At 72.4% G+C, this 12,528-nt stretch carries 10 protein-coding genes; 7 read left to right on the top strand and 3 right to left on the bottom strand.

Going from position 1 to position 12,528, the window contains the following annotated elements; genetic code table 11:
• Positions 1–81 precede the first annotated feature (81 nt).
• Complete coding sequence (locus tag B7R87_RS18370) at positions 82–2,136, top strand: COG1361 S-layer family protein (protein ID WP_233168870.1); 2,055 nt, start codon at positions 82–84, stop codon at positions 2,134–2,136.
• A gap of 138 nt (positions 2,137–2,274) precedes the next feature.
• On the opposite strand, the gene B7R87_RS18375 is transcribed toward B7R87_RS18370, so the two are convergent.
• Both B7R87_RS18375 and B7R87_RS18380 read right to left on the bottom strand, forming a co-directional pair.
• Complete coding sequence (locus B7R87_RS18375) at positions 2,275–2,655, bottom strand: ArsR/SmtB family transcription factor (RefSeq protein ID WP_006347572.1); 381 nt, start codon at positions 2,653–2,655, stop codon at positions 2,275–2,277.
• 156 nt (positions 2,656–2,811) lie between these two features.
• Positions 2,812–3,294: an ATP-binding protein gene (locus B7R87_RS18380; protein WP_006347571.1), complete on the bottom strand. Its 483-nt coding sequence runs from the start codon at positions 3,292–3,294 to the stop codon at positions 2,812–2,814.
• Between the two features lie 337 nt (positions 3,295–3,631).
• Here B7R87_RS18380 and B7R87_RS18385 point away from each other — a divergent pair, with 337 nt between their 5' ends.
• The 4 genes from B7R87_RS18385 (at position 3,632) to B7R87_RS18400 (ending at position 9,642) form a co-directional block, all read left to right on the top strand.
• Positions 3,632–7,315, top strand: coding sequence for a DNA polymerase III subunit alpha (locus B7R87_RS18385; protein WP_130584952.1), 3,684 nt, complete (start codon positions 3,632–3,634; stop codon positions 7,313–7,315).
• A complete protein-coding gene (locus B7R87_RS18390; protein WP_006347567.1) occupies positions 7,312–8,319 on the top strand; it encodes a DNA polymerase Y family protein in 1,008 nt (335 codons plus the stop codon). Before B7R87_RS18385 ends, B7R87_RS18390 begins: the two co-directional genes overlap by 4 nt.
• An 85-nt stretch (positions 8,320–8,404) precedes the next feature.
• Positions 8,405–8,836 (top strand): SgcJ/EcaC family oxidoreductase, encoded by a 432-nt coding sequence (locus B7R87_RS18395; RefSeq protein WP_006347566.1) that lies wholly within the window; start codon positions 8,405–8,407, stop codon positions 8,834–8,836.
• 110 nt (positions 8,837–8,946) lie between these two features.
• Positions 8,947–9,642: an alpha/beta fold hydrolase gene (locus B7R87_RS18400; RefSeq protein WP_006347565.1), complete on the top strand. Its 696-nt coding sequence runs from the start codon at positions 8,947–8,949 to the stop codon at positions 9,640–9,642.
• A gap of 32 nt (positions 9,643–9,674) precedes the next feature.
• On the opposite strand, the gene B7R87_RS18405 is transcribed toward B7R87_RS18400, so the two are convergent.
• The gene (locus B7R87_RS18405) at positions 9,675–9,929 is read right to left on the bottom strand and encodes a hypothetical protein (RefSeq protein WP_006347564.1); all 255 of its coding nucleotides are present in this window, start codon (positions 9,927–9,929) and stop codon (positions 9,675–9,677) included.
• 626 nt (positions 9,930–10,555) lie between these two features.
• On the opposite strand from B7R87_RS18405, the gene B7R87_RS18410 reads away from it, so the two are divergent.
• The gene (locus B7R87_RS18410; RefSeq protein WP_006347563.1) at positions 10,556–11,638 is read left to right on the top strand and encodes a hypothetical protein; all 1,083 of its coding nucleotides are present in this window, start codon (positions 10,556–10,558) and stop codon (positions 11,636–11,638) included.
• Positions 11,639–11,750: 112 nt separating this feature from the next.
• Complete coding sequence (locus tag B7R87_RS18415) at positions 11,751–12,503, top strand: hypothetical protein (RefSeq protein WP_006347562.1); 753 nt, start codon at positions 11,751–11,753, stop codon at positions 12,501–12,503.
• Positions 12,504–12,528: the final 25 nt, after the last annotated feature.

The following is a 12,528-nucleotide window of genomic DNA, read 5'->3' on the forward strand; positions in this document are numbered from 1 at the left end:
CCCTCCGAGGAATGGACCCGATACGCAATGAGACCGAGCAGCAGACGAGGGCGGCGGCGCCCGCGACCCGTGGTGCGAGCCGTGGTCGCCGCCCTCCTGGCCGGCGCGGCCGTACCCCTGTGGTCCGGCGCCGCCGCGGCAGCACCCCTGACGCCCGCCCGAGTGGTGACGCAACTGGCGGCCCCGGCCGCCACCCCGCCCGGCGGGCTGGTGACGTACACCCTGACCGCGACGAACAACGGCCCCTCGGTCGCGCGTGACGTGGTGGCCACGGACACCCTGCCGGAGGGGCTGGAGTTCGTGTCGTCGGCCGACGGCTGTACGGCGGCCGGGCTGACCGTCACCTGCGGTCCCGAACCGGAGCTGACCGTCGGCGAGACCAAGAACTGGACCTTCGTCGTCCGGATCAGCCCCTCCTACCAGGGCAACGGTTCCGACCTCGGGAACACCGCCACCGCCACCTCCGAGGCCGTGGACCCCGATCCGGGCAACAACAAGACCGACCCGGTGACCCCGACCGGTCCCTTCGACCCGGTCTCCGACCTCAACACCATCAAGACGGCGATCGGTTCCGGTCCGACCGTGCCCGGTGAGGAGTTCCAGTACCGGGTCACCGTCCAGAACACCGGCCCCTCCGACGCCCGGAACGTCACCGCGACCGACAATCTGCCCGCCGGGCTGAGCTTCGTCTCCTCCGGCGACCCCTGTACGGCCTCCGGGCAGCGGGTCACCTGCGGACCGCTCGGAGTGCTCCGCGCCGGGGACAGCGTCTCCTGGACCTTCAAGGTCAAGCTGAGCGACTCCTACACCGGCGACGGCACCAATCTGCGGAACACGGCCACCTCCACCTCCGACTCCGAGGACCCGAAACCCGAGGACAACACCTCGCCGCCGGTGCTGCCGCCCGGCGGGGTCACGCAGCCGCAGGCCGATATCTGGGTCACCAAGCGGCCGACGACCTCCACGGTCATCGCGCCCGGACAGACCTTCCAGTACGCGGTCACCGTCACCAACGACGGTCCGTCGCGGGCCGTGAACGTCACCGGTTCGGACGTCCTCCCGGCCCCGCTGGCCTTCGTCTCGTCGCCGGACGGCTGCACCGCCACCGGGCAGACGGTGAGCTGCGGACCGCAGCCCGCCCTCGCCCCCGGCGCGTCGAAGACCTGGCTGTTCACGGTCCGGCTGGACCAGAACTACCGCGGTGACGGCTCCGATATCCAGAACGTCGCCGTCGTCGACAGCGACACCGGCGACCCGGTCCCGTCGAACAACACCAGCCCGCCCGCCGGACTCCCCGGCAGCGCGGTCAACCAGCCGTACGCGGACCTCGCGGTCACCAAGGAGGCCGTCGGGACGGTGTCCCCGATCCCCGGCCAGACCTTCGACTACCGGATCACGGTCACCAACAACGGTCCGTCGGCGGACGCGTTCAACGTCCGGATCAGCGACGAACTGCCCGCCGGGCTGACGTACGTCTCGTCGTCGCCCGCCGGCTGCACCGTCTCCGGGCAGGCCGTCAACTGCCGCCGGGCCACCCCGCTCCAGGTCGGCCAGTCCGTCGAGTACGTCCTCACGGTCCGCGTCGACCCCGCCTACAAGGGCGACGGCAGCGATCTGCTGAACACCGCCAAGGTCACCGCCGACAACATCGACCCGGCGAGTGAGAACGACACCGACACGGCCACCGTCCCCGGCGGCACGGTCGCGGCCCCGTCCGCGGACCTCGGCATCGTCAAGCGGCCGGTCACCTCGGCGCCGGTCGCGCCCGGCGAGACCTTCGAATACCAGGTGACGGTCACCAACAACGGCCCGTCGCAGGCGGAGGACGTCGAGGTCGACGACGTACTCCCGACCGCACTCACCTTCGTCTCCTCCGACGACGAGTGCATGTCGGGCGACTCGGTGGTCTGCGGACCGCTGCCGACGCTCGCCCCCGGCGCTTCCACGACCTGGGTCTTCCGGGTGAAGCTGGCGCCGGACTACGAGGGCGACGGCTCGGACATCCGGAACACGGCGACGGTCGACTCGTCGACACGGGACCCGGTGTCCTCGAACAACAGCAGTACGACGGGAACGCCGGGCGGCACGGTCCGCAAGCCGACGGCGGACCTCCAGATCACGAAGAAGACTCCGTGATCCCGTGATCGGGAGCCTTGTCCCGTTGGAGAGTTGAGCCGGTCCCGGAGCGGGAAGCCTCCCGCTCCGGGCCGGGCCGGGGCCCGTACCGCCGCCGAAAGGGTGGTGGTACGGGCCCCGGGGCATGCCGTACGGGGGTCAGGAGCGGGGGCGTATCCGGCGGGCGGCCGCCCCCTGCGGGCCCCGCCGCTGCTCCTTCGCCCGCAGGTCCTCCAGCAGCTGGGCCTGGTCGGTGAGGAGCCCGGTGAGGATGGTCCGGGCGACCCGGAGCAGCTCGGCGACCTCGGGGCTGGCGAGCGCGTAGATCACGGCGGAGCCCTCGCGGCGGGTGACGACGAGCCGGGCCCGCCGCAGCACGGCGAGCTGCTGGGAGAGGCTGGCGGCCTCGACCCGGACCTCGGGGAGCAGCTCCGACACCGCGTGCTCCCGCTCGCTGAGCAGCTCCAGGACGCGGATCCGGACCGGGTGGCCCAGGGTTTTGAAGAACTCCGCCTTCAGCTGGTACAGCGGCGCGCTCATCGGTCCGGCCCCGCCGGACGTGTGCGCACCGTGAGCACCGTGAATCGCGTCCCCTGAGAACTCTTCGCCATGCGCTCATCATCGGGCATGGCCCCGGGTCCGTGGGCGGGGCGGCACGTCGTCGCCCGTTCGGCACGTGGCGCCGCAGGGCGCCCGTCAGAGGGGGAGCGTGATCCAGACCGTTTTGCCGCTGCCCGCTTCGTCGGGGAGGACGGACGCGGTGCCGCCGAGACCGAGGGTCAGCTCCATGACCGTCGCGAGCCCGCTGCCGGGCGCCGGGTCGGCGGCCGTGCGGAGGGTGCCGAGGCCGGGCCGGTCCGGATGCCGGTCGTGGACGCCGAAGGCGAAGCTGTCCGGGCCCGCCCCGAGGATGACCGTGAGGGTGGGGGAGAGGTCCGCCGCGTGCCGGACGCTGTTGGTGACCAGTTCGGTGAGGATCAGCAGGGCCGGGTCGACGACCGGGTGGCGGAGCCCGATCCGCCACTCCACCAGGGCCTGTTCGGCGGTCTCACGGGCGGTGCGGACGGACTGGCCCGTGGTGGGGAGGGTGAGGACGAGACGGCGGGGCAGGGTCCGGAGTTCGGCCAGCCCGGGGAGCGACACGGTTCTCGGATCCCCCTCGTACAGCCGGTTCGGCATCAGCTCCCGATTCGGCGTTGCGGTTCGGTACGGCGTTGCGGCATACGGCGGTTGTGCCCATGGTCATCCGTCGGCTGCGGGCACGGCCGATCCGACGGTCCAGCATCCAGCGGATTGCAGGTTTTTGCAATTCGCCAGTCTGCCGGGCCGGGGAGCCCCGGACCGGCCCCGCCCCACCTCTCCGGATCGTCCGCACTTATCGACGATCGCGGCATATGGTTGATATCGGGACTTTTGCTCTGTTTGGACGATCGTCTTCGAACATTTCTTCGAAAAGGTCTATCGTGGGCCCCATCGACATGGGAGGGAGAGTTGTGGCTGGTGAGAGGAGGTACGGATGTCCTTTACGCATCTCCGTACCGCCTCGGGCTACTCCCTCCGCTACGGCGCCAGCCATGTCCACGACCTGGCCCGCCGCGCCGCCGAACGCGGTCTCGACGCGCTCGCGCTGACCGACCGGGACAGCCTCGCGGGCGCGGTACGGCACGCCAAGGCATGTGCCGCCGCCGGGGTACGGCCGCTGTTCGGCGTGGACCTCGGGGTCCCCGCCGTGCCGCAGCCCGGTGCCGCCGGGAGCGGTGACCCGCACCGGACCAGGACGCCCGCGAAGGGCGGCGTCTTCGTCGCCGAGCCCCGGCAGCGGGCCGTCTTCCTCGCGCGCAGCGCGCCCGGCTGGGCCGCGCTGTGCCGGCTGGTGTCGGCCGCGGCGGGCTCCACTGCGGGCTCCGCGACCACCGGTCCCGGCGAGAGCGCGGGCACGGGCGGAGGTACGGGTGCCGCATGGTCCTGCGACGGATCCGACGCGGCGGCCTGGGCGGCTCTCGACCACGCGGCGGGCGGTCCCGGCCGGGACGGCCTGTTCGTGCTGCTCGGCGCCGACTCCGAACCGGGCCGGGCCCTCGCCCGCGGCCGCCCCGACCAGGCCGCCCGGCTCGTCGGCCCCTGGCGCGAACGCTTCGGTGACGCCCTGCGCATCGAGGTCGCCTGCCATGACCGCCCGGGCTCCGGCCCCGGGTCGCTCCGGCTCGCCGCCCGGCTGCTCGGCTTCGCGGAGGAGCAGGGCATCACCCCCGTACTGACGAACGCCGTCCGCTACGCCGACCCCGGCCAGGGCGAGATCGCGGACATCCTGGACTCGGCGCGGCTGCTCGTGCCCGTCGACGCCCGCGACGGCAGCGCCCTCGACGGCGGCGAACGCTGGCTGAAGGACGCCGGTGACATGGAGCGGATCGCCGAACGCGTTGCCGAGGCGGCCGGTGGTGCCGATGCCGTCCGCCGGGCCCGCGCTCTGCTCGCAGCCACCGAGGAGACCGCCGCGGCCTGTGTGGTCGACCCGGGCGAAGCCTTCGGCCTCGGCCGCCTCCATCTGCCCGAGCCGCACCTCATCGGTGCCACCCGGGACTCCGCCGACCGTGAGCTGGCGGCCCGCTGCGCGGGCGCCATGATGCACCGCGGCCACCACCGCGACCCCGGCCGCTGGGACCGTCTGGAGGGCGAGCTGCGGATCATCGCGGGCCTCGGCCTCGCCGGGTACTTCCTCACCATGGCCGAGATCGTCCGGCTCGTGAAGGACATGGGGGTACGGATCGCGGCGCGCGGCTCCGGCGTGGGCTCCCTCGTCGTCCATCTGCTGGGGATGAGCCCGGTCGACCCCGTCGAACACGGGCTGGTCATGGAGCGCTTCCTCTCCCCGTACCGCACCGCCATGCCCGATATCGACCTGGATGTGGAGAGCGCCCGGCGCGTGGAGGTCTACCAGGCAGTGCTGAAACGTTTCGGCAGTGAGCGGGTGGCGACCCTCGCGGTCTATGAGACCTACCGGGCCCGCGGCGCCATCGAGGCCGTCGCCCGGGCCCGCGGCATCGAACCCGACGAGGCCGGGCGGCTGGCCAAGGCATTCCCCCAGATCCGGGCCAAGGACGTCCGCGCGTCCCTGCGCGAGCTGCCCGAACTGCGGGAGGTCGCGGGCGAGGACCACGGCCGGCTGTGGACCCTCGTCGAGGCGCTCGACGGACTGCCGCACGGTATGGCCATGCACCCCTGCGGACTGCTGATCTCCGACGACGGGCTGCTCGACCGCACCCCGACCGTCCCCACCACCCTCGACGGCATCGCCATGGCCCAGTTCGACAAGGAGGACGTCGAGGACACCGGACACATCAAGGCCGATCTCATCGGCGTCCGGATGCAGTCCACGCTCGCGCACGCCGTCGCCGAGATCGAACGCGCCACCGGTGAGCACCTCGACATCGACGACCCCGCGCAGGTCCCGCTCGACGATCCGGCGACGTACGAACTCATCGGCTCCGCACAGACCATGGGCTGCTTCCAGATCGAATCGCCCGGCCAGCGCGATCTGGTACGGCGGCTGCGCCCGCGCACGATCGACGACATCACCCTCGACATCAGCCTCTTCCGGCCGGGGCCGGTCGCCGCCAATATGATCGACCCGCTGATCGCCGTGCGCGACGGGCGGGCCGCGGTCGGCTGTCCGCACACCGATCTGCGGGACATCCTCGCGGAGACCGGCGGCCAGGTCGTCTTCCACGAGCAGGTCATCCGGATCATGCAGACGATGACCGGCTGCGACCTCGGCCAGGCGGACGAGGCCCGGCGCGCCCTCTCCGACCGCGACCGGCAGGGGCGGCTGCGCGCCTGGTTCGCCGACCGGGCCCGGCAGCACGGCTACCCGGCGCAGGTCGTACGGGACGTCTGGAGGATCCTGGAGGGGTTCGGCGCGTACGGCTTCTGCAAGGGGCACGGCGCGGCCTTCGCCCGGCCCACGTACCAGTCCGCGTGGCTCAAGACCCACCGGGCCGCGGCCTTCTACGCCGGGCTGCTCACCCACGATCCGGGGATGTACCACAAGCGGGTGTTCGTCGCGGACGCCCGGCGGCGCGGGGTGCCGGTGCTGCTGCCGGAGGTGAATCTGTCCCACGCGGACACCAGGATCGAACTGGTGTCCGGCGGAAAGAGTAATAAATGGGGTGTACGGCTGGGGTTGGCCCATATCCGGGGCATCAGCGAGGCGGAGACCGCGCGGATCGTCGCGGGCGGGCCCTATGTCTCCCTCACCGACTTCTGGCGCCGTGCCCACCCGAGCCGCCCGGTCGCGGAACGCCTGGCCCGCGTCGGCGCGCTGGACGCGCTGGGCACGGGTGACCGCAGCGGCCGGCGCGAACTGCTGCTGGAGATCGCGGAACTGCACCGCCAGGGGCGGACGGCGCTGGACCCGGGGCAGCTGCCGCTGGGGGAGGCGGCCGCGGGGGGCCGGGCTCCGGCGGGGGCTGTGGTTTCGGCAGGGGCCGCGGCTCCGGCAGGGGCCTCGGCAGCCGTACCGGAACCACCGGCCCCGGACAGCGGGCCGGTCCCGGACGGCGGGCGGACCGGCGGGCTGCCCGCCATGGACGACTGGGATCAGCTCGCCGCCGAACTCGACGTCCTCGACATGGACATCACGCGCCACCTCCTCGACGACCACCGCGCCCTGCTCACCGATATCGGCGCCACGCCCGCCGCCCGGCTCGGTGAACTGCCGCACGGCACCACCGTGCTGGTCGCCGGGGTGAAGACGGCGACCCAGACACCGCCGATCCGCGGCGGCCGGCGGGTCGTCTTCGCCACTCTCGACGACCCCACCGGCCTGTCCGACCTGGCCTTCTTCGAGGACAGCCACGACCGGTGCGCGGCCACGGTCTTCCACAGCGCGCTGCTGCTGGTCCGCGGTACGGTCTCCCGCCCCCGCAACCGGCCGGGCAGCCTCAGCGTCACCGGCGAGGCGGCCTGGGACCTGGCCGAGCTGATCGAACTCCACCGGGACGGCGGCCCGGCGGCGGTCGCGGACCGGCTGACCCGGCGGCAGCCGGGTCCCGGTCACCACGGTGAGCGGCAGCGCCGGGGCCGTACCCTCACCGAGCCCACCGGCTATGTGATGAACGCCTGGGCGGATCTGCGCCCGCCGGGCGTGCCGCTCGTCGGCGGCCGCGCCCTCCACCACGCCAGCCGCGGAAGCGCGGGGTGACGGGCATGATCCTCTATGTGCACTTCGGGCTGCGGGCCGTCGCCGGACTCGGTGACCCGGAGCCGGTCTACCGCAGGCTGGTCGGCCTGGTCGGCGGGGTCACCCCGCTGGTGCAGGCGCTGCCGCCGGACGCGCTGCTGGCCGATGTGGCCGGGGCCCGCAGGTACTTCGACCGGGACGCCCGCGATCTCGCGGCGCTGGTCCGGATGCGGGTGGCGGCGGTCCACGGCATCGACTGCACGGTCGGCGTCGGCCCGAATCCGCTGCTCGCCCGGATCGCGGCCCAGTCGGGCCCGCCGAACGCGATCCGCTGCGCGCCGGCCGGGCCCGAGGAGATCGTGGCGTATCTGGCGCCGCTGCCGGTGGCCGTACTGCCGGGCGCGGGCCCCGCGACGGTCCGTACGCTCGCGCCGTACGGCCTGGTGACGGTCGGGGACCTCCAGCGGGTCCCGGCCGCGACGCTCCAGCGGATCCTGGGCGGTCCGGCGGCCCGGCGGCTCCAGGAGTACGCGCGGGGCGCGGACCCGGCCCGGGTGGTCGCGGCCGCCCCGCCGGAGACGGTGACCGCGGTACGGGAGTTCCCGCGCGACGAGCTGGATCCCGTACGGCACCGGCAGGCGCTGCTGGGGTGCGTGGAGGAGCTGGGCTGGAAGCTGCGGCGCGAGCACCGGGCGGCGGGCGCGCTCGTGCTGACGGTGGGTTACGCGGACCGCTCCAGCACGGTCCGTACCCGGGCCCTGCGCGAACCGACGGCGCATTCGCGGGCGCTGGCGGAGGAGGCTGACCGGATGTACGGGGCGCTGGCGCTCCAGCGGGCCCGGGTCCGCAGCATCGCGCTGCGTGCGCAGGACATCGCCCCGGAGGACCGGTCCGCGCACCAGCTGACCTTCGACCCGTCCGACGACCGGGCCCGCCGTCTGGAGGCGGCGGCGGACCGCGCCCGCGCCCGCTTCGGCCCGGACGCGGTCCATCCGGCGTCGACGGCACCGAAGCCCGCCCCTTGACCTCAAGCTTGGTTCAGGTTGTGGACTGTTCATAGGCGCCGATCACCGGCGCCCCGGGCGGCGCCCGGTTGTCGAAGGAGCAGTCATGACCAGCGATGTTCTTGTCGTAGGAGAGGTGCCGGAGTCGGTTCGGACGGCGGTGACCGGGGTGGTGAAGGCGCTGGAGCGGGCCTTCAACGACAAGGACCCCGTCGCGCTGAGCGAGCAGTTCGCGGAGCGTACGTCGTGGTCGAACGCGCGGGGGCTGCGGCAGGACGACCGGGCGGCGATCGCGGAGTTCAGCGGCCCGGCGATGAAGAGCTTCCTGCGCGACTCGTACGCGCGCTACGACATCGTGAAGCTGCTGGAGCTGGCTCCGGGGGTGATCGCGGTGAATGTGGTGCAGACCCCGACCGACGCCGCGGGCGAGCCGGTGGAGGGGTTGCACGGGGCGACGCTGTACGTGATCTCCGAGCAGCCGGACGGCTGGAAGATCGTCGCGGGCCAGAACACCGCGGTCGAGGCGCCCGCTGCGTGACCGGAAGACCGGCTGCTCGCGGGCCGGGCGCCCGGGGTGCGCGGGGCGCCCGGGGTGCGCGGCGGCGGTGTCTGAGGGGGGCTGTCGGACCCCGCGCGTACTGTGCGCCCATGGCGAACTTCGTACTGGTGGCAGGCGCGTGGCTCGGATCGTGGGCGTGGGACGACGTGGTGCCCGAGCTGCGCGGGTCGGGCCACGGCGTGCATCCGTTGACCCTGTCCGGTCTGGCCGAGAGAGAGGACGAGCCGGTGGGGCGGCAGACCCACGTCCGGGACATCGTCGACGAGGTCGAGCGCCTCGGTCTGCGCGATGTGGTGCTGGTCGGCCACAGCTACGCGGGCATCCCGGTCGGTCAGGCCGCGGAGCTGATCGGCGACCGGCTGGCACGGGTCGTCTTCGTCGACGCGAACGTTCCGGCGGACGGGGAGTCGTTCGTCTCGACCTGGTGGGAGGGCCCGGCGAAGCTGGAGACCGCCCTCGCGGAGAACGGCGGCCTCTGGGCCCCCCTGGCCGCGGCCGACTGCGAGGGCCAGGGCCTCACCGACGATCAGGTCACCCGGTTCGTGACGGGCGCGACCCCGCACCCGGGCGTGTCCCTGGCCGATCCGGCCGTGCTGCCCCGCCCGCTGGGGGAGCTTCCGGCGACGTACATCAAGTGCCTGCTGGACGGCCCCGAGCCGACCTCGGACGTGGCCGAGCTGCTGAAGGGCGAGCGGTGGCGGCTGGTCGAGCTGGACACGGGCCACTGGCCGATGTTCTCCCGGCCGGCCGATCTGGCGCGGATCCTTCTGGACTGCGCGCGGTAGGCCGCTCCGGAGCCCGGGGCGGTGGGGGTGCGTCAGCCGGATGGGGGATTCGGGGTGAGGCCGGGCTCTCTCCGTCTGCCCGTGTCGAGCCGGTGCTCGGTGAGCCGGTAGATGCCGAAGGGAGGGAAGAGGAGGACTCTGGGCGGGTTGTTGGCGACGGCACAGGGCGCGCAGAGGAGGTCGCGGCCTTCCGAGGTGACGCGGAGGGTGGTGACGGGCGCCGTCCAGCAGGCTTCGCAGTGGGTGACGTCGAGGTGGCCGAAGGGTGAGTCGAGGGCGAGGATCACGGCTGGGCTCCGGGGGCGGTCGTGAGGGCGTCGGTGACGGGGGCGGGGCAGATGGTGCGGCCGGGCTGTACCCCTACAGGTGCGGTGGCGGTGCGTCCGCGGATGCAGTAGTGCGCGGAGGAGTCCTTCGAGGACCGTCCGACCCAGGTCCGGCCGGTCCGGTCCGGGGCGGGCGGCCCGTACGGCGACGGGCCGGTCGGGACGGCTGCCGTGGGGCGCGACGATCGGCCTGCGCCCGGTCCGGACTCGGAGGACGGCCCGGGCCTGTTCCTGGTCGGGGCCGGCCCGGGGACGGCGGTTGGTGCGGGGTGGTGCAGGAATCAGGACGACAACCGGAGCCCGCGGGTTGAGGGAAGTCCGTAACCGGTTGAGGGCCCGGTGGACAAGGTTGCGCATACGACGGATCAGCTCTTCTCGCGTTCGCGTACACGGGGGCGGTTGGTCCCGGCCCCGTGCCAGGGGTCGTCCGCGGGGACGGGAGCGTTCCCGTACGCCGTCGACCGGCCGTGAGGACGTACCCGGTCGGCGCTCTTCATCTGATGATCAGGTGATCGGAGTGATAAGGGGTGACGGAGAGAAACGCGGGGTACTTTCCGGGTCCACGACGAGGAGTGAGGGACACCCGTATGCAGAAGAGAGCCCGGTCCGGACGGTGGCGCACCGTACTCACGGCCGCCCTCACGATGGCACTGCTGCCCCTGTGGGCGACGTCGGCGGGTGCCGCCGGTACGGGCGCCGACAGTACGTCAGCGGTCACCAAGACCCGGGTGACCCTGGCCACCGACAGCGTCATCCACGACGACACGTTCGCCCATGTGCTCCAGCAGACGCTGACCCTCGCCGCGGGTGAGAAGCGGCATCTGCGCGCCCGGGCGGAGAGCACGAACTCCATCACGGGCAACGTCGGCAAGACCGTACGGATCTTCTGCAACGACGCCTCGGGCAACCTGGCGAGCGTGGAGGCCGCATCGGCCCGCAACCACGAGGGCTACGACACCACCAGCTACGCCGTCCCCGGCCGGCTGCCGCTCTACACCGATCTGCTGTTCACCGCGCCCGCCGCGGGCACCTACACCTGCATCCTCAAGGTCAACGCCTACACCTCCCTGCTGGGCAACCCCCATCTGACGGTGAAGGCGGGCAGCACCTGGCTGGAGTCCGACGACAGCGACCGGGCCGGCGCCCACTGGTGGCAGAACCCCGACTGCGCCAGCAATGCCACCACCGGCACCTGCACCTACGTCGGTGCGGCACCGGCCCAGCCGGATGCCTGGGTCTTCTACAACGACGGAACCGTGCGCCACAAGTGGGAGGCGCATCCCGACGCCGTCACCGTCTCCGCCCAAGCCAACCTCGGACTCACCACCTGCTACGACGAGACCGGTTCCTGCCCGCAGAACATGTGGGGTCCCCCCAAGGGGCCGGGTGCCGTCGTGGACACCCGCTTCGAGCTCGTCCAGCTCGACACCACCGGCCATGCCTGCCGCACCCACCAGCACCAGATCTCCCGCACCGTCGGGGACAACGCCCACCACACCACCGGCTACTACGCCCTGAACAACATCACCATCGAACCCTCCTGCGGCACCCGCACCTTCCTCATGCGCATCTACGTCAAGCACGTCTCCGGCCAGCGAGTGAAGATCGACGGCGCCCAGCGCAACGGCCTCACCCCTCTCACCAGCGGCATCGCCTTCAACAACTTCTGACAGCGGCCCGCCGCGGATCCCGTGATTGTCCGAATCGGGGTCTGTTTCCTCTCCGCGGGGCGCCCTAGGGTGTGACCTCTTCAGCCGGAGATCCCCGGGGGAGGACGTCTCCGTGGACATCGTTACGCTCCTTCCTTTCATCCTGGTGATCGGTGCCGCCGCGCTCATCTGGACTTACGGAGGCAGGGGCCGGGATATCCAAGACAGGCTGCGGCGGGAGCAGGCATTCCTGGCCTCCCTGCCGCCCCGGTCCACGCCCGGGGAACAGACGGACCGGCTCGCGCTGCAGGCCCTCGACCATCTCTGCAGCGCGAGCGGGAGCGCCCCCGACGTCTTCATCGACCTGACCGGTTACTTCGTCCGCATGCGCTGGAACGCCGCGGATGTGCACCACATCATGGGGAGGCTGGACGACCTCGGGTTCGCCCACCAGGTCGTGGGCCCCTACTACCCCATCGGCGAGTACCGCTATCGGGCCACCGTGGCCGGAGTGAGGGAGAACATGGCGAACATCGGCCGCAGGGAGTCCCCTCCCGGGTTCACGATCAACCAGACGTCCACTTCGGGACCGAACACCACCACCGTCAACAGCCCCGGGGCGCAGACGAACGTCCATCACCACCAGTCCCAGGAGGTCACCTTCTCCTACGGGGAGCTGTCACGGCTGCTGCGCGAAGAGGCCACCCGCGTGCCGCAGGACGTGGCCGACACGGCACTCAGCCACGCCGATGCCCTGGACGCCGCGGTGGCCAACGACGCCGAGGAGTCACGTGATCTGGCGGTCGGGCGCATCCAGCGGTTCCTGCTGACGGCGGGCGACGGCTTCCAGGCCACCCAGGCACTGCTGGGCCTCCTCGGCAACTGACCGGCAGACGAACGCGATCTGCCGC

It is taken from the genome of Streptomyces tsukubensis (assembly GCF_003932715.1).
Taxonomy (GTDB): domain Bacteria; phylum Actinomycetota; class Actinomycetes; order Streptomycetales; family Streptomycetaceae; genus Streptomyces; species Streptomyces tsukubensis.

Excerpts from the sequence above, each read along its gene's own strand:
- B7R87_RS18380 (WP_006347571.1), bottom strand. The coding sequence starts at position 3,294 with ATGCCGAACCGGCTGTACGAGGGGGATCCGAGAACCGTGTCGCTCCCC.
- B7R87_RS18410 (WP_006347563.1), top strand. The coding sequence starts at position 10,556 with ATGCAGAAGAGAGCCCGGTCCGGACGGTGGCGCACCGTACTCACGGCC.
- B7R87_RS18375 (WP_006347572.1), bottom strand. The coding sequence starts at position 2,655 with ATGAGCGCGCCGCTGTACCAGCTGAAGGCGGAGTTCTTCAAAACCCTG.
- B7R87_RS18395 (WP_006347566.1), top strand. The coding sequence starts at position 8,405 with ATGACCAGCGATGTTCTTGTCGTAGGAGAGGTGCCGGAGTCGGTTCGG.
- B7R87_RS18385 (WP_130584952.1), top strand. The coding sequence starts at position 3,632 with ATGTCCTTTACGCATCTCCGTACCGCCTCGGGCTACTCCCTCCGCTAC.
- B7R87_RS18400 (WP_006347565.1), top strand. The coding sequence starts at position 8,947 with ATGGCGAACTTCGTACTGGTGGCAGGCGCGTGGCTCGGATCGTGGGCG.